Below are 18,685 nucleotides of genomic sequence, written 5' to 3' on the forward strand. Positions count from 1 at the left end.
CGGGGTTTAGCCGATTTTATAGTGTGACGGCTAGCCTTTGCGTAAAGTTACAGCTTTCTGAAACAAAAATATTTTTAAACCCGAAATACAATAAAATTAGGCTGATACATAGGTAATCAACAAAAATACTAAGTTAAAGAACTATATTTACAGCCTAATACACAAAAAAAACGTTTTAAACCTCATTCTATGAAGAAATTTTACCTAGCAATGCTATTGGCATTTTGCTATGTGGCTATCAATGCCCAAAGCTACACATTAACCGACTCCGATGTTACCGTTGTTGACGGAACCATTACCGAATGTACTTACAATTTTGCCCTTAAGGATATTATTATTCCTGATGTTTTAGATGGGCAGACTATTTTGGGAATTGGGAGATCTGTTTTTGAAGGAAAAGAATTAGTTGGTGTTACTTTACCAAGTACTTTGTTAGAAATAGGTGTACTAGCTTTCTATGGAAATAACATAGTAACATTAAATATTCCGGCATCTGTTATTACAATACTCTCTTCTGCATTTAAAGATAATAACAATCTTAGTTCTTTAATATTCGAAGAAGGTAGTTCAATTGAGTATATTTATTCTGAAGCATTTAGAAATAATAAGATTTCATCATTACATTTCCCTGCAAGTATTAAGATAATTCATTATGCCGCATTTACAAATACAACGGCAAATAATGAACTAGAAAGCATTACTTTTGAAGATAATAGTAGCTTAATATATATACATTCCTCTTTTAGAGGCAACAATAAGTATACTTTACCAACAAGCAAATACGAATCATTTGAATACTATTCAATATATGATGGATTAAAGTATTACCACGGTGATGAAATTGGATTTAATGAGTCAGTTTCTACAATTGCTCCATACACTTTAAAGGATAATGATGTAAATATAATTGATGGAACCATAGATTATTGTGCCAATAGTATTGATTTCAGAAATATTATCATTCCTGATATTTTACAAGAGCAAAATGTTACCGGAATTGCCGACAACGTATTTCGCGCTCGTGATCTAAAAATAGTTTCACTACCAGCAAGCCTAAAACACATTGGAAATGAGGCATTTTGGAATAATAATGGTATGAATGTAATCATACCTGAAAATTCGCAATTAGAAACAATTGGGTCTAGGGCTTTTGTTAATAGTTCAATATCGAACCTAACCATTCCTTCAACAGTAACAAAAATTGGTTTTGACGCTTTTAAATCGTGTTCAATTTCAAGCTTAAACTTTGAACCCAACAGTAACATAATGCTTATTGAAGGTTATGCTTTTAGAGAAAACCCCATTACTGAATTAACTATACCTGCTTCTGTTAAGGAAATTGGTTCTTATGCATTTAAATCGTGTTCAATTTCAAGCTTAAACTTTGAACCTAACAGTAACATAATGCTTATTGAAAGTAATGCTTTTATAGATAATGAAATTACGAAATTTGTGCTACCAACCCATACTTACTCAAATTTTAAACATTATTATAGTAAAGATAGCCAATTCAATCCTGGAGATGAAATAACTGATCTTTCGCTCGAAATAAAAGCTTTGATGCCTTACATTCTGACTAATAATGATGTAGTTGTTGAAGATGGCATAATAACAAGTTGTAGTTATTCATTCGAACTTAAAAACATCATCATACCCTCAACTATTAATAATCAAAATATAAAAAAGATTGCAGACAATGTATTTTACTCTAAAAGAATAACCGACCTCGAATTACCTGAAGGACTAGAAGAAATTGGACAAGAATCCTTCGCTCACAATGATATAACTAATCTACAGTTACCTGCATCCTTAATAAAAATAAGTAAAGAAGCATTCCTTAGCAACTTTTGTAATAGCATTTCATTTGCAGAAGGCACCAAATTAGAATACATTGGTGAAGGTGCTTTTAGATTTAATCGTAATCAGATTAAAAATCTCACAATACCCGCAAGCGTTAAACACATTGACTATAAAGCATTTCTATCCTCTAAAATTGAGGAACTAAGTTTTGAAAGTAATAGTAATATACGATATATTGGTATCGATGCATTCAGTGCCAACTCTGAATCAATGCAAATTAGTTTGCCTTCACATGCCTACCCTAATTTTCAGTATTACTACAACGATAGTAAAGAGTTTCAACCTAGCGATATTATTACTGATTATACAAAAGAAATAAGGGCATTTACTCCATATACTTTAACAGATGCTGATGTAACAATAACAGATGGGGTAATAACTCAATGTAGATACTCTTTTCAAGAAAAACATATAATCATACCACTGACATTAAATAATCAGACAATTACAGGTATCGGTGATGAAGTATTTAAAAATAAAGAGATATTAAGCATCTCAATCCCAAAGGAAGTTAAGCATATTGGAGCGTATGCTTTTAGTAATAATAATATATCTAATCTGGACTTACCGAATGGTATCATAAATATTGGTAACCATGCCTTTTCCTATTGCGATATCAAATTACTTAAAATACCAGAAAGTCTGGAATCCATCGGTGAGTATACTTTTTATAATAATTCAATAGAGTCCTTGATAATACCTTCAAATGTGAAGGATATCGGTAAGTATTCATTCAAAAATAATAACATTAGTAGTTTAACCTTTGAACAAAATAGTAACATCCAAATCATCGGAGAACATGCATTTAATAACAATGTAATCAGTCAATATATTCTGCCTGTAAATAAAAACCCTGACTTTGTATATTACATTACCAATAATGCCAAACTCAATCAGGGAGATATAAATAGTAACTTACAGCATGAAGTTTCTTCATACCTAATTCATACCCTAACTGATAATGAAGTAACTATAATTGACGGAAGTTTAATTGAATGTAACTATTCATTCGACACTAAAAATATTGCTATACCATCAATGCTAAAAGGCCAGACAGTTGTAGAGATTGGAGATGAAGCCTTTAAAGAAAAAGACATTATTTCAGTGGAGCTTCCACCCTCTCTTGTTGAGATTGGTTCTTCTGCCTTTAGTAAAAATAATATGTTATCGGTATCACTACCTCAAAGCATCAAAACTATCGGTTCTCAAGCCTTTTATAACAATGACATCGCAAGCTTGGAACTGCCTAATGGTATAGAAAATATAGATTCTGAGGCCTTTGCAAGCAATAGTATTATTAGTCTTACTTTACCTAGTTCGTTAAAAGATATAGGTAATAAGGCATTCTATCATAATTGGAAAATGACTCTTGTTATACCAGAAAATTCTAAATTGGAAAACATTGGTGATGAAGCTTTTAGTAGATGCGGCATTAAGGCCCTAGTAATTCCATCCTCTGTAAAAAAGATAGGATTTAGAGCTTTTGAAATGAATTATATTTCAAATTTAACGTTTGAAGCTAACAGTAACATACTTTCAATTGGTAACTATGCATTCTTAAATAACAATATAGAAAAATACATATTACCCACTCATGCGGATGATAACTTTTTCATATATCAAGTTGGATCTTATCAGTATAATCCAGGAGATGAGCTTGATGCAGAGTCGTCTCTAACATCAATTATCCCTTATACACTAACTGACGATGATGCAGTTGTGGTTGATGGTGTAATAACCGAATGTACATATTCCTTCGATAATAAGAGTATTGTCATCCCCAACACTCTTGGGGACCAAACCATAACTAGCATCGGAAATGGCACTTTTGCAAGTAAGTCTATAAACTACATTTCTTTACCCGAAAGCTTAATAACTATAGAAGAATCTGCATTCCAATCTAACAGAATAGCCAAATTATCTATCCCTGCAAATGTTCAACGTATTGAAAAGAATGCATTTAGAAGCAACAATATTACTGAAATCGAATTGTCGGATAATAGTAAACTCGAAACTATTGGCAATTGGGCTTTCTTTAGTTGTAATATATCAGAGTTTAACTTCCCTATTAATCTAAAAACAATCAAAGAAGGTGCTTTTAACGGGAATAGAATTTCCACATTAACAATCCCTTCAAATGTCAGTACAATTGGAGCTTACGCCTTTAAAAACAATACTATTACATCATTAACTTTTACCGAAAATAGCCAAATTAGAACTATTGGCCAAGAGGCATTTCTTGAAAACCCAGACCTTAGCTCATATTTACTACCAACTCATCAAGAAGATGGATTTCAATACTACATCGATTCTGACAATAACAAAATTAACCCTGGCGAAAGCATAAGCGACTTTTCTAAGAAAGTAAACACAGTAGTACATTATACTCTCACGGATTCTGACGTAGAGGTAGTGAATGACAAACTAATATCTTGTAATTATTCGTTTGAATACAAAAATATTATTATCCCTGCAATTCTTGATGGACAAGAAGTTAAAGAGATAGGCGATAGTGTTTTTCAAAATAAATACTTAACGTATATAAAGTTTCCTGAGACTCTTGAAGTTATTGGGCGATCTGCATTCGAAAGGTCTAGATTTAAAGATGTTTCATTTCCATCAACGATTAAGAAGATTAATCCTTATGCATTCTGTTCTTCAGGAATTGAAAGAGTTGTTTTTGAGTCCGAAAGTAATTTATTATATTTATCACGTTGGGCATTCCTTTCCAACGACAAACTAACCGAGATTGAGCTTCCTACGCATAGTGGTAATTTTAGGTATTATTATACATTTAATAGTTCAACTGAATATCTCCCTGGACAACTAATCAGTGATTTCAGTAATGATATTATGGCTCTTGTTGACTACCAACTAACTGATGATGAGGTAGAAGTAGTAGATGGAATTATCACATCTTGTTCTATCGGCACATATGATAAATCAATTATTATTCCATCAACACTTGACGATCAGGAGATCACGGGTATTAATTGTCTTGACTTATGTAATAAAGGCATTAGATACCTACAGCTACCCAATTCAATGGAGTATATTGGCGAAAAAGCATTTTTCAATAATAGTTTAACGGAAATAATACTTCCAAACTCCATAATAGAACTTGATAACTCATCTTTTGAAAAAAATAAGATTGAAACAGTATCTATTCCATCGTCACTAAAACTTATAAACCAAAATGCATTTCGATATAATAATTTAACAAAGGTTGACTTTATTGAGAATTCTGAAATTGAAAAAATAGAACTAAATGCTTTTGCTGACAACGATAATCTAAAAGAAATTATTTTACCAAATCATAACAGTAAATCATTTGATTATTATTATAGCACTAAGAATTATTTACCAATGCTCCCTGATGATAAATTTGTAGATTTTAGTTCGTACTTCTATGCATTAATCTCATATACACTTACTGATGAAGACGTAACTGTAGAAGATGGTGTAATCACCTCTTATTCTAACAATACGGATCATAAATCTATTACAATACCTGATGAACTAGATGGTGAAAAAATAATTGGAATTGGATATAATGTATTTAGGTCAAAATGGTTCCGAAAAGTACATCTCCCCTCTCAATTAGTTACCATAGGTAATAGTGCATTTGAGCATAACTCATTGCATGAAATTACGATCCCATCAAATGTAGAAAAAATAGGTTATTCCGCTTTTAGTAATAATAAAGTAGCACTAAATGTAAACTTTGAACCAAATAGCAATATACTATACATTGCTTATAATTCCTTTTTAACACAAGACTTTGATGTTGAACTAACATTACCAACACACTCAAATACTTCTTTCAACAATTATAGTTACGAGGGATCATTTTTATTTGCTGGTAACGTAATAACCAACCCAGCAGCTCCAATTTACGCTAAAATACCATATACACTTACTGATGAAGATGTGGAGGTTGTAGATGGCGAAATTGCTTCTTGTTCTTACAATTTTGACTCTCGTTTTATTATTATACCAAACGAATTGGATGGGCAGGTAATAAAAAGTATTGGTGCATATACATTCAATAACAAAGGAATTGTAGAAATTACATTGCCATATACAATTACAACTATAAAAGAGTGGGCATTTAGATACAACCAACTAACAAAAGTAAGCCTCCCATATAATCTTAGAAGAATAGGGAATATGGCATTTGCTTATAATAATATTGAGAATGTTAATATCCCACAAAACATAGAGTATATTGCATCTAATATTTTTGAAAGTAATACCAATATTGACATTAACTTTTTTAGTCCTAGTAATCTTTTATTTGTTGATGAAGATGCTTTTGCTGGGCACGAAGTAAGCTTGCCAAGGTCTCTTTATAGTGATTTTAACGGTTATAGCACTAACGATGGCACAACTGTTCAGCCTGATGCAATAATTGATGCGAGCAAGAGTTATCAAACTGATGCCACCTATACTTTTGTTGATGGCGACCTTGTAGTTGAGGATGGCGTAATAACGGCAATAGCTACTGACTATTATCATCCTAAAATTACAATACCATCTAACTTGAACAACCAGCGTATAATTGGTATTGGTGATGAAGTTTTTAGCCACAAGCAAATAGTAGCTGTGAATTTACCACATACCCTAACACAAATTGGGGATCGTACATTTGAATACTGTAAAATTAATTCAATAGTGCTCCCTGATAATTTAGAAACTATTGGCAATCGTGCTTTTGCAGATAATTATCTCACTGAAATTATTATACCAAATGCTGTTAAACAAATTGGAGAATCCGCATTTAATAGTAGATCAATTATAGAGAGTATAAGTTTTGAAGAAAACAGTACTATTAAAAGTATTGGTAAGAATGCCTTTAAAGGTTTCGAAGCATTTCCATTACAACTACCTACCGATAATGCTAACGCAGGATTTTTAGGTTATAGGTTACAAGGAGGTAATACGACTGATGCCATTACAAGTCATGGTTATGCATATCTTACAAGAATTCCATACACCATTAAAGACAATGATGTAGAGGTTGAAGATGGAGTTATAACTTCAGTTTCTGATGAATTTACAGAAGGTGATATTATTATTCCCAACGTAGTTGATAATGAATCAATAATTGCAATTGCCACAGAGGTATTCAATGCTAAAGGAATTTTATCTATAGAATTACCCAACACCATTGAAAGTATTGGAGAAAAGGCATTTTATGGTAATTACATAAGAACGCTACATTTTCCGACATCAATTGTTAATATTGGCTACCAAGCATTCTATTATTCAAATAATATTACGCAAGTTACATTTGACAATAATAGTAATCTAGAATCAATTGGCCAATATGCATTTAGTGGTTCAAATACAGTAATTAATTTACCAACAAGTTCTAATCCACTATTTATTCATTACGCTGCTTCAGGTAATGTTGTTGAGACTGAAGTGCCAATAGAATTGTTTCTTAGTAGCTCTGTATCCATTGCTACGTATTCTGAATTACAGGCTGATGATATGGTAGTTGAAGATGGTGTTATAATAGAATACACTGGTACAAAACAAAATATTATCATCCCTTCGGTAGTTGATGGGCAAACTATTTCAGGTGTTGGATCTAGTGTATTTGAGAAGAAAAACTTAAATTATTTGATCCTTCCGGAAACTATTGAAGATATTGGGCCCAACGCATTTAAATACAACCTCCTAAAGGAGATACACATACCTAAAAGTATTATTCGAATTGGTTATGGTGCTTTTAGAAACAATAAGCTAGAATCTATATTATTTGAGAATGAAAGTAAGCTATTAAAATTAGGCAAATATGCATTTGATGATAATACGATAGAGCATATATCATTGCCTACTAATATCAACAGTGGTTTTGGTAGTATATATAGGGCTATTTTCGACCAAGAAATTCCTCCTTTAACTGAGTATAGTTACCTTATGAATGCCATATATACTGATATTCCATATGAAGTAAAAGATGATGATGTTATTATTGGAAATGGAACTATTACATCTTATCAGCATAATGATGATTATTTCCACGTCATTATCCCTGATGAATTAAATGGTCAAAAAGTTGAGGGTATATCTGATGCTTTTCAAACTAAAAATATTGGTGAAATTAAACTTCCATCGCACTTAAAGCGTCTAGAAACCTTAGCTTTAATGAATAATTACTTGACAAAGATTGTAATTCCTGCGTCTGTAGATACAATAGAATATTGGGCACTAGATGCAATGTATCCGCTAAAAGAGATAACATTTGAGGAAAATAGTAATATTCGATATATTGATAAGAATGCCTTTATAGTAAGTAATCCTAAGGATTTAATGCCCATATTCTTTCCAACCCATAGCTCCAATAAGTTCACTTCTTATCGCTCTGGCAATGGAACAGACCTATCTGAAGGTGATGAAGTATTAACTATTGGTACTTCATATACTACTATTTTCGCTGATTCTAAAATTTCATTTGATGGTAACGAGCATTCTTATGGTAGTGTACCTACTCCAATAAATGCTCCAAATGGAGAAACAATTATCCTACCCAGTGCTGCGTCATTCAGAAAAAAAGACCACAAATTTGTAAACTGGAACACAAGCGCTGATGGAACAGGAAATTCATATGAGGCAGGAGAGGAATTTGAAGTAGGTCTAGCAGATATTACTTTATATGCCACATGGGAGTTCTATAATGGAGTTAAAGACTTGAATAATGAAGTAAAAAAAGTTTACCCTAATCCAACAAATGGAATAATAACAATAGTTGTGGATAATAAATTAGTTAGTTCAACCCTATCATTATACAATACAATTGGTACAAAGGTTAAACAAATACAAATTACCGGTATTGAAAGTAACGAGAATATTAGCGATCTACCTGATGGTGTTTACTTGTTAATGAAGGACAACCATATTATCGACAAAATAATCAAAAAGTAAAAAATCAAGGTTTATAAAATGATAGGCTTTCTTAAATAAGAAAGCCTATTTTTTTTGCAGCTATTTGCAGCATGCTTTTTTTTACTATATTTGCAGCCACAAAATGATGGGGGATTAGCTCAGTTGGCTAGAGCGTTTGACTGGCAGTCAAAAGGTCACCGGTTCGACTCCGGTATTCTCCACACTTAAGATTAAGCGTCTGCGGGCTTCCACCGTGGGCGTTTTTTATTTATATACCTACAACTATTCATTATATAAGTCGGTTATAAGCAACAATTTCTCATATAAGCTTTTCAAAATATTCAAAAAGTATCGATTTTTATTTAAAAAGATCTGTTTGGTATAGCCAGTTATCCATCTATTATATTTTGACAGACTGTGAAAAATTTTTCCTTTTGATCTTCTGAAAGCTTATTACTAGATGCTACAACCTGAAGTAATGCATTTATCTTTTCTTCAGTAACATACTCCCCCCAATGTTCGTATTGGCTTAATTCACAAAGTTTTGGTATCAATCTAATATCATTGATATTATTAAAATATTTTACAAGTGCTTCTTTTTGGTCTGGCTTTAATTCTTCTGCTGGTACAAAAGTGTCATATAGTAGTGCTTGTTCATCGGGTTTAACCATTGCAATACCATTAGTATGGATTCCTAATTTCCAATGTATATTTTGATTGAAAGAGTCGACAATCATACCTAAACTACTTATTGTGAAGGTATAGAATATATGATATGCTTTAATACTATCATCATTCATTCGTTCTCGAAACCTACGTATAAAATGCCCTCTAAACACTTTAAATAATATCGGTTTCTCACTTAGCGCTAGATCAAAATCAGATGCAAATGGGACAAAGTAATCTCTAGCTCCATCGTGGTTTATTGAGGTATATGGTATTACTACAACATGGACACGTGTATCTATTTTTTCAAAAGCATAGTAAATTTGCCACTCAATTTTTGTATCGGGATTCCTCCAACTAATTAATTTTTCTGTGTGCTGAATCTTAGAAATCCTCCCTAACTGTTTATTTAAGTTACTTTTTACCCTATCAACCTTAATCGAAAGCTTAGGTAAATCCAAACGAAAGTTGTTAATAATATGACTAAAATCTCTTGAATCAACGTACATATCATCTTATTTTGCTGTTTTACAAGTAGACGAATTTAAAAAATATAACCTTAACTTCAGATTACACCATGCTTTTTCCTTTAATTTAAACTGAATACTTATTTGTAAGTGGACATATAAAGTACCATACCTATCCCAAGATAAACAACCTTTAAAGCCACCTTATTAATATTCTTTATTGAATAACACTTCATTAGTCTGGCGATACATTGTAACGATAAAACCATATATCATTGAGATTCATTACGCACAATAATTTTTATGAAGAACAGAAGGTGATTTATCACGGCTTGTTATAAAAACAACCAATTAAGCTTCTACGTCTCGTCTTTCAAAGCTACTTGAGAAATTCCTTAAAACATGATATACTAAAAATATAAATGCACATATTACTTAAATTACAATCGCATTATTTACTATATTTGCAAGAACACTAATTACTAAAAGGTATATCATGGCAACACCACAAGAAAGGCTAGCGAACTCTTTGGAAGTACTTAAAGAACTTCAAAATGACAAGGGGATTGCAGTTATAAAATCATCTCAAATATCTCGTGCTCATCGTGAAAGATTAGTTGATAATGGCTTTTTAAAACCTGTGATTAAAAGTTGGTACATATCATCACGTCCTGATGAAAGAGATGGTGATACAACATCATGGTATACATGTTTCTGGTCATTTGCACGAGAATATATTACAGATCGTTTTGGTAATAATTGGTGTTTATCACCAGAACAGTCATTACTAATTCATGCAGGAAGTACAATTATTCCTCAGCAATTACTTGTACGCTCTCCTGATGCAAAAAATAATATTATTCAACTATTGCACGGAACTTCATTCATAGATGCAAAACTTGACATTCCAGACGAAGAAAATATTTCTTCAATTGATGGAATTAATGTAGTTAATCTGCCTTTGGCTCTTGTAACGGCTACTCCTGGTTTTTATCAAAAACACTCAACTGATGCTCGGACATGTTTATCAATTATAAAAGATGCATCCGAAATAATGACAATCATATTAGATAAAGGAATGTCAACAAGGGCGGCACGATTAGCAGGAGCGTTTCGTAATATTGGTAATGATCGTATTGCTGATCAAATAATCAACACGATGAATTCTTTGGGTTATAACATCAAAGAAGAAGATCCATTTGCAGAGCAATTGCCAACTATATTAAACCCAAAAGAAACATCACCAGCAGCTAATAGAATAAAATTGATGTGGCATAACATGCGTCAAACTGTGATCGATAATTTTCCTGAAAGTAAAAATACACACAGAGACTTGGATGCATACTTAAAGTCTATTGATGAACGATATAAAGAAGATGCCTATCATTCTCTATCTATTGAAGGATATAATGTAACAATTGACTTGATTGAAAAAGTAAAATCTGGCGATTGGAAACCCGATACTGATCCTCAAGCTAAACAGCAAAAAGATGCAATGGCAGCTCGTGGGTATTTTCAGTGCTTTAATGCAGTAAAAGAAAGTATCAAAGCAATTCACGAAGGGAAAAATTCAGGCTTAGTTGTCGACCAAGATCATAATGATTGGTATAGAGAGTTATTTGCTCCTTCTGTAGCGGCGGGTTTAGTAAAGCCATCTGACCTTGCAGGATATAGATCTGCGCAAGTTTATATCAGAGGATCACAACATACGCCATTCACACCAAATGCGGTAAGGGATGCCATGCCAACATTGTTTGAACTATTGGAGCAAGAAGAAAACGCAGCAGTTAGAGCGATTTTAGGGCATTTCATATTTGTATATATTCACCCATACATGGATGGAAACGGACGTATAGGGCGGTTCTTGCTAAATGTAATGTTATTCTCTGGTGGTTATGACTGGCTTGTAATTCCTGTCGAAAAACGCAACCAATATATGACATCACTAGAAAAAGCAAGTGCTATAGGCGATATTGAAGAGTTTGTGAAGTTTTTGGGAAGGTTCTAACGTTGTTATATTTATATTACTATATTGAGAGGTAATTTGGAGCTTAATATAATCGTGCTTATTATACAATTTAAAGGGGGGGGGGGGAGTTTTGAGCAATCCGCAAGAAGAAAATAGTTCTTATAAAATAAAGGTTCCTGTGTACTTCACAGGATATAAATCTCTTAATAGTGATGTCTCTCAGGCTGATGCTTTCGGTCTTTCATACGATGACTTAATAAGAGCACTTAAAAATAAGATACAAACGTATTTCTCCCAAAATGAAAAGATAACTAAACCAACCCGTAATAAACATGAGGAGAAAGTTATTGATAATATCGAGGTTATTGAAAGGAGTATAGGAGATACACCATGTCTTCTATTAAAAATATCTTCCTACAGAACAAAATTATTTGATGTCAGTATTAAAAGGAACGATGGCAACACTGAAGAATTAAGCCCTAACGATGAAATAGGAAGTGATAATTTCTTTGTTCTTGTAGTCCCTGAGTTAGTGAATTTAGAGGCTAATAACTCAAAATATAGATGGATGTTCTATCTATATGAGGATCCGTACAAAACCTCTGAGGAGCACCAGAATGCCTTTAAAATGGTTTTGAAGAATGTTATAAAAGAAACGGTTGAGCATATGAGGTTACCTGATGTAATAGATGAGTTGAGAGGCACAATCATCCCAAATATGTCAATTACCCTTTTTTCATCATCGTCTACAACTCCAGAGACTGAAGCTAAGTACACTGCTCACCACGTTAAAACGACGGTAAAGGCTAAAAAGACTTATGACTTTGAATCAGTTCCATCTAACTCACTTGATGATACAATTTCGGGCTCAGATGAAGCACCGTGGTATAAAAGATTAGTAAAATGTCCTGTAGGCAATAAAAACTACATTATTACGCAGGAACGTAACGAAGAGATAAGTAACATTAAAGAAACAATTGAAAGAGCATTTAACGAAGAAATTAATTATACAGATGGAGACAGGAACAAACTTTTTGAAGAAGATTTCATTATTGAAAAGTTAACTCCAATTGTATATTCATACTCAAGTGAATGTCATGTCTGAAATAAATACAATAAACGAGTATCTTGTAGATATAAGCAATATATCATTGACAATTATCGGAATATGCTTAGCTGTATTTACATTACTATATTCATTCATTCAAAACTACCGGGACAAGTTAAGCTTAAACAATGAAGAAATAAGAAGAGGTAATAAAAATATATCGCTTCGTAAACAAGTCTCATTCTATCGAACTATTTTGAGAACATTCAAGAGAGCTAATCAACATGTAATAATTATTCTAATAATAAATACAATACAATTTATTTCCAGCAAACTGGCTTACTACACTATTGATGGAATCAGTCTAAAGAAAAACATTTCCTATTTTCTTATAGTCATTTGTATTGCTCAAATTTTATATACACTAATACTGCTAGTCTTTGTCTTAAAAACGTACTATAAGACTACAAGAACATAATACATTTACTATGTGCGTAAGGGTGCAAAATAGCCACTGATACAATCTCCTTGTAAGTTCAATAGTAGCGACAAGGGGATTTTTATGTCTCGTGATTATTATCAATTAAATGAAGTGGAGGTTGTATATAAACCAATACAAGGTCTTTCTAACCGTCCGGTTATAAGTGCTCCTGATGATGCTTTTGAAATATTCCGCAGAAATTGGGATGAAATGAATATTGGCTATAAAGAAGAAATGAAGATGTTGCTTCTAAGTCATTCTAATAGGATATTAGGTATAAGTAATATATCCTCTGGTGGTATGTCATCGTGTATTGTCGATCCCAAAATTGTTTTTACTACAGCTTTAAAATGTGCGGCAAGTTCAATAATTATGGCTCATAATCATCCAAGTGGAAATCTCAATCCAAGCGAAGCTGATAAAACACTCCAAAATAAGCTTATAGAGGGTGGTAAACTACTAGGCATATCGGTATTAGATCATTTGATAATATCGGGTATAGATAAAAAGTATCATTCAATGGCTGATGGTTTGGATATTTAGCACAGAAATAAAGGGTTTTATTAAACTTTACCAGGACTAAGGTCTAGCAACCTCATATATTTCAGGAAAATCTTCTGTGCCCAAGTGTTTAAGTATAAAGTGTTTTTTATCTTCAAAAATATGAAGCTTTGCATCTTGAAAAGCATTTTTTATTGCTTCAAAAGATTGTTTCATTTCGTCTCTATCATCGTTTGATATGAAGACATGTATCTCTTTAGCTAAATCACTTATGCCTGCATCAATATTCATATCAGAAAAGTCATTTTTGTACTATTAAGCCTGCGAACAACAGGGTCACACATATTAGCTAACCCTGTCCTATTATGTGCTTATTTAAGCTATACCTACTTAGGGAATACTGCGTATATACGATGCATTAAATTCTAATTAAACTCGTATCAAATTGGAGTCAAATTCGATATAAACTCATCATTTTTCGTTATTAACTTGTCTTTCATCTGCATTTATATTATTTTTAGTATGGCTTATTATGGTATCATACTGCACTTTATATCAACGATGGTATACATTAAGCATGGAGAAGCGTAATTAAAACATCTACTTATGGCACATTTAAAAAATAGTGTATTAAAAGGCATAACAGGGAGTATTGGTGAATTAATCATTTATGAGGTGGATGGAGCAACTTATGTTAGATCTAAACCTGCAGACTACAAGGACGCTAAATCTCGGCCTCAACTAAACCAACGCGAGAAATTAATATTGATTAATGATTTTCTGCGCCCTTTTAAGAACCTACTATTGAAAACATTTGTAGATCCTCAAGGACAGAAAAAGCCCTACTTATTAGCCAAATCCTACAACCTAAAAAATGGAACCAAAGGTTATTATCCTAATCTAGAAATTGATTACTCCAAAGCACTTATTTGCAAAGGAAGTCTTGCTTTACCCAGCTTAGTAAAAGGTAGCATAAAAGAGGATGGTATTTTATTTGAATGGGAGAATCCTAACAATGCCAATAAAACAGATACCCTAATTGTTATGTTGCGCATTAAAGGACAAATCTACTCCGATCATAAATATACGGGTATAGAGCGCTCAAAGAAATCTTACTTCTGGAATTTCGACATCAAATATAAAGCAGAGGATATTTATGTATGGATTGCTTTCAGGGATAGTTTTGAGACTGAAATAAGCGATAGCTTATTCGTTACACTAACAGTATAATCATACACGAAAGCCTAATTCATGTGGTTATAAATCTCTCTAATGATTATTATATCAATTTAAATGTCTATTTCTTTAATCCCTTAACTGTATAAGCAACAACTGTATTATTACTAAATGTAGGAACCAATAAGAGATTCTGACTTGGAAGATAGCACATATCTGCGGTGTTTTTACCAACAGCCTTGGTATCTAAAAGAGATTCTAGGGAATAATCTTTATTCACTAAAAATATCTCTCCGCTCCAATCGGATATAATAAACACATCATCTTCCACTTTTACGATGCCATCACCTGAACCAATGTCATTAGCTAAAATGGTAAATTCACCACTCTCAAAGTTAAATTTTTTTAACTGCTGTCCTTTACTGGTAACTAACATTAAGCCTTCCTGCAAGTAGTACAACCCGTTATACCTTTCATCTCCGCCTTGAACCAGCTTAGTGACTTTAGAATCTTTTACTCTATATATAATACTATTTGAGCTGGAGCTGACATACAACTCCCCATTAATACCCGTTGCAATATCATTTAAACCATCTTCGTTTTCAATATTAATACGCTCTGTAATTTCCCCTTTCTGAATATCAATTTTAACTACACAATCTAAATCAGCCACATATAGAAAATCTTCAATAATTCCCATTCCTTTGGGAGAGTTGAATCCTTCAATCCAATTTAGTTCGGTAATATTTCCGCTTATATCCATTTTAGAGATAAAGCCATCGCCATTTTTACCCCAAGGCTCAGTATTCACATTAGATACGAAAAACTCGTTCGATTTTTCATAGTAAATAAGCGATTCTGGGGTTTGAAATATGGAGTCAGACTCCCACTCAAGTTCTAAACTGCAGGAACTTAAAGTATCAACTTTTGCGATGGCATTACTGCTTCCTTTTTTCTGAAATGAGCAAGAAAACAGCAGCATAGTTAGAGGCAATATAGAAAATAAGATTCTCATGGCTTATAATAATTGATGGTTAAACAATAACTTCACAAAAGAGGGATGAATATATGAAATACAAGAAACATAATTGCACAAAAAAAGGGATTTCAACCGTTGTTGAATCCCTTTCTTTTAACCTAAACCCTAATCTATGAAAAAAAACTTCTTATGTCTGTTTTGTGCGGATTTCATAAAATTGGAATGCCTTAGAGACATTCCAATTTATAACCTAAACCCTAACCTAATCTATGAAAAACTCTCTTGCTCTTCGTTGTGGAATATTGCAAAGCCTGTGCCAAAAAACATCACCCACTTAGCAATTAACTTCTATTAATAAAATTGGTGCTATTATAGTAATTCTAAAATCAAAAAAGATTACAATAGCCTCATGATATCTTATAAAAACATACTTCTACTCATAATAACACCACCTATTACGAAGCCACAAAACACATAATAACAATATATTTATACATAGACGAACTAACAATTAAACCTAAAATTCATCAAAGTATTATACTTCAATAGTAATTAACAAATAAATACATTTTTTCATTAATAGGTTTGTAGCATCATTTTTTAATCTCTCTTCCATCAGGGATCGATGATCTAAAAAGATAAACTCTGTATAATCTAAATTACATTTATATGAAAAAATTTACTCTTTTAACATTAATAGGTATACTCTCTATTTCGAGCTGCTTCATTAAGGCCGAAAACATTAGCATTGAAGGAACTTGGCACATTAAAGATATGGGTATTTATAGCGACCTCTTTTCGTGGGAAACGTGGGGTTGGGAAAAAACTGAGCTATTAACAAACTACTTACCCAATGCTAACGCCGAACTAGATAATACGATAACATTTACCACAACAGGTACCAATGGCGATGGTAATCTTTACGGAACCTATGAGAATAATGCTGGTATAGATGGGGCTTATGCTGATTTTGCAGATGCTACCAAATCGTGGGACTTTAATTACCGTTACAGAAGAGTGCCCACTGGGACTGGCACATGGATACAAGTAGGAAATATAGTTACCATTACTGTAGGTAGCACTGATTTTGTGTTAGATATTGAAGCCGGAGAAAGTGCTGATTTTATAGCACTAAGTACAGCGGTAGAATATTTATCTGAGAATTTTGATTGGGGTGAGCAAGATTACAGCTATGAAGAGTTGGCACATATGTCAAAAAAAATGTGGTATAACTTATCTAAAAACCAAGTTATTCCAGATCCAGAACCCAATGCACCAACTAATTTAAACTTCTCAAATATTACTGCCAACGGATTTACTTTAGAATGGGAAAATGATGCCAATGCAACGGGAGGAACCAATGTATTTATTGAGAAGATTGGCGATGGAAATGGCTTTACTTATGTTACTACATTAGCTGTTGACGAAACAAGTTATATTTATGAAGGTGACCAAAATGGAGTTACTGTAGATGGAAGTGGTGTTTACAACGTAACCATTCAATCGTTGCCCGATGCTGATAACTCAGCCTATGCCAATGCAACAATAAATATGGATGATCAATCAGGCCAAGATATTGCCTTTGATCCTAATTTTCATATTTACCTATGCATAGGCCAATCAAACATGGAGGGCTCAGCTCCAATAGAAAGTTCGGATAAAGTGGCTAATAGTAGGTTTAAAATATACCAGGCAATGGACTGTAATAACCTAAACCGAACCAACAATAAGTGGTACGATGCACTTCCTCCACTCTGCCAATGCTACACTCAATTATCCGTAGCTGATAACTTTGGTAAAACAATGATTGCAAGCCTTGATGAAAGTATTTCCGTGGGATTAGTACATGTGGCAGTTGGAGGTTCTGATATTCGTTTATTCGATAAAGATTTATATCAAGATCATATTAGTGCCGATTTCCAAGATAAAGTTGATATGTACTATGGCGGCAACCCTTATCAAAAGCTGATTGCCCTAGCTACTGAAGCAAAAAAGAGTGGTGTTATAAAAGGAATTTTATTACATCAAGGAGAATCGAATTATTGGGCTGGTGATGAAGTAAATTGGCCAGGATACGTAAAAACTGTATATGAAAATATATTAAGTGATCTATCTTTAGATGCAGATATGGTGCCGCTCCTAGCTGGTCAGGTAGGACATAATGATGACGGTGGTGATTTAGGAGATATGAACGCCACTATTGACCAATTACCTTCAACAATCCCAACAGCTCATGTGATTTCTTCAAAAGGGTGCTCTATACAAGACGACAATATCCATTTTGATTCGGCAGGGGCGCGAGAATTGGGCAAAAGATATGCGGATACTATGATTGATATTTTAAACAATGCTCCTACTAAAATAGAGCAAGTTGAAGCCGGTTTTACTTTAAATCAGAACTACCCTAACCCAGCAACTAATCATACAAATATTACATTTAGTTTAAGTGAGCTGGCCAACACAACTTTAAAAGTTTTTAATGTACATGGCATTGAAATAGCTACTCTAGTAAATCAAACATTAGAAGCAGGTAAGCACTCTGTTAATTTTAACACAAGCTCTTTACCCGCAGGTGTGTATTTCTACACTCTAAAAAATGGCAATACAAGTGCTTCTCGCAGAATGATTATTGCAAAGTAACAGT

General features: G+C 33.0%; 9 protein-coding genes and 1 tRNA gene. 7 read left to right on the top strand and 3 right to left on the bottom strand.

Annotated elements, in window-relative coordinates; translation table 11 throughout:
• Positions 1 to 189: 189 nt before the first annotated feature.
• Positions 190 to 8,793 (top strand): leucine-rich repeat protein, encoded by an 8,604-nt coding sequence (locus QMO11_RS15495; RefSeq protein WP_282038127.1) that lies wholly within the window; start codon positions 190 to 192, stop codon positions 8,791 to 8,793.
• 108 nt (positions 8,794 to 8,901) lie between these two features.
• Positions 8,902 to 8,975, top strand: a tRNA-Ala gene (locus tag QMO11_RS15500).
• Positions 8,976 to 9,143: 168 nt separating this feature from the next.
• Here the strand turns inward: QMO11_RS15500 and QMO11_RS15505 are convergent.
• Entirely contained in the window at positions 9,144 to 9,929 is a 786-nt protein-coding gene (locus QMO11_RS15505) for a hypothetical protein (RefSeq protein WP_282038128.1), read from the bottom strand.
• Positions 9,930 to 10,383: 454 nt separating this feature from the next.
• Here QMO11_RS15505 and QMO11_RS15510 point away from each other — a divergent pair, with 454 nt between their 5' ends.
• The 3 genes from QMO11_RS15510 to QMO11_RS15520 all read left to right on the top strand — a co-directional run bounded on the left by QMO11_RS15510 (position 10,384) and on the right by QMO11_RS15520 (position 13,928).
• Positions 10,384 to 11,895: a Fic family protein gene (locus tag QMO11_RS15510; RefSeq protein ID WP_282038130.1), complete on the top strand. Its 1,512-nt coding sequence runs from the start codon at positions 10,384 to 10,386 to the stop codon at positions 11,893 to 11,895.
• Between the two features lie 139 nt (positions 11,896 to 12,034).
• Positions 12,035 to 12,961 carry a hypothetical protein gene (locus tag QMO11_RS15515; protein WP_282038132.1) on the top strand — a complete coding sequence of 309 codons (927 nt, stop codon included), beginning with the start codon at positions 12,035 to 12,037 and terminating at the stop codon, positions 12,959 to 12,961.
• Between the two features lie 505 nt (positions 12,962 to 13,466).
• Positions 13,467 to 13,928, top strand: coding sequence for a JAB domain-containing protein (locus QMO11_RS15520; RefSeq protein ID WP_282038134.1), 462 nt, complete (start codon positions 13,467 to 13,469; stop codon positions 13,926 to 13,928).
• A 36-nt stretch (positions 13,929 to 13,964) separates the two neighbouring features.
• Here QMO11_RS15520 and QMO11_RS15525 read toward each other — a convergent pair whose 3' ends face one another.
• Positions 13,965 to 14,177 carry a hypothetical protein gene (locus tag QMO11_RS15525; RefSeq protein WP_282038135.1) on the bottom strand — a complete coding sequence of 71 codons (213 nt, stop codon included), beginning with the start codon at positions 14,175 to 14,177 and terminating at the stop codon, positions 13,965 to 13,967.
• Between the two features lie 315 nt (positions 14,178 to 14,492).
• Between QMO11_RS15525 and QMO11_RS15530 the strand changes: the two genes are divergently transcribed.
• The gene (locus QMO11_RS15530; protein WP_282038136.1) at positions 14,493 to 15,116 is read left to right on the top strand and encodes a DUF6266 family protein; all 624 of its coding nucleotides are present in this window, start codon (positions 14,493 to 14,495) and stop codon (positions 15,114 to 15,116) included.
• A gap of 67 nt (positions 15,117 to 15,183) precedes the next feature.
• On the opposite strand, the gene QMO11_RS15535 is transcribed toward QMO11_RS15530, so the two are convergent.
• Positions 15,184 to 16,077, bottom strand: a complete 894-nt coding sequence (locus QMO11_RS15535; protein ID WP_282038138.1) for an SMP-30/gluconolactonase/LRE family protein — start codon at positions 16,075 to 16,077, stop codon at positions 15,184 to 15,186.
• Positions 16,078 to 16,710: 633 nt separating this feature from the next.
• Here QMO11_RS15535 and QMO11_RS15540 point away from each other — a divergent pair.
• Complete coding sequence (locus QMO11_RS15540) at positions 16,711 to 18,681, top strand: sialate O-acetylesterase (protein ID WP_282038140.1); 1,971 nt, start codon at positions 16,711 to 16,713, stop codon at positions 18,679 to 18,681.
• The last annotated feature ends 4 nt before the right edge of the window (positions 18,682 to 18,685 follow it).

The sequence above is a fragment of the Saccharicrinis aurantiacus genome (assembly GCF_947489045.1).
In the GTDB taxonomy this organism is placed as follows: Bacteria; Bacteroidota; Bacteroidia; order Bacteroidales; family Marinilabiliaceae; genus Saccharicrinis; species Saccharicrinis aurantiacus.

Bases quoted from the DNA above. Each gene is read 5' to 3' on its own strand.
- QMO11_RS15535 (WP_282038138.1), bottom strand. From the start codon at position 16,077: ATGAGAATCTTATTTTCTATATTGCCTCTAACTATGCTGCTGTTTTCT.
- QMO11_RS15520 (WP_282038134.1), top strand. From the start codon at position 13,467: ATGTCTCGTGATTATTATCAATTAAATGAAGTGGAGGTTGTATATAAA.
- QMO11_RS15525 (WP_282038135.1), bottom strand. From the start codon at position 14,177: ATGAATATTGATGCAGGCATAAGTGATTTAGCTAAAGAGATACATGTC.
- QMO11_RS15540 (WP_282038140.1), top strand. From the start codon at position 16,711: ATGAAAAAATTTACTCTTTTAACATTAATAGGTATACTCTCTATTTCG.
- QMO11_RS15510 (WP_282038130.1), top strand. From the start codon at position 10,384: ATGGCAACACCACAAGAAAGGCTAGCGAACTCTTTGGAAGTACTTAAA.
- QMO11_RS15505 (WP_282038128.1), bottom strand. From the start codon at position 9,929: ATGTACGTTGATTCAAGAGATTTTAGTCATATTATTAACAACTTTCGT.
- QMO11_RS15530 (WP_282038136.1), top strand. From the start codon at position 14,493: ATGGCACATTTAAAAAATAGTGTATTAAAAGGCATAACAGGGAGTATT.
- QMO11_RS15495 (WP_282038127.1), top strand. From the start codon at position 190: ATGAAGAAATTTTACCTAGCAATGCTATTGGCATTTTGCTATGTGGCT.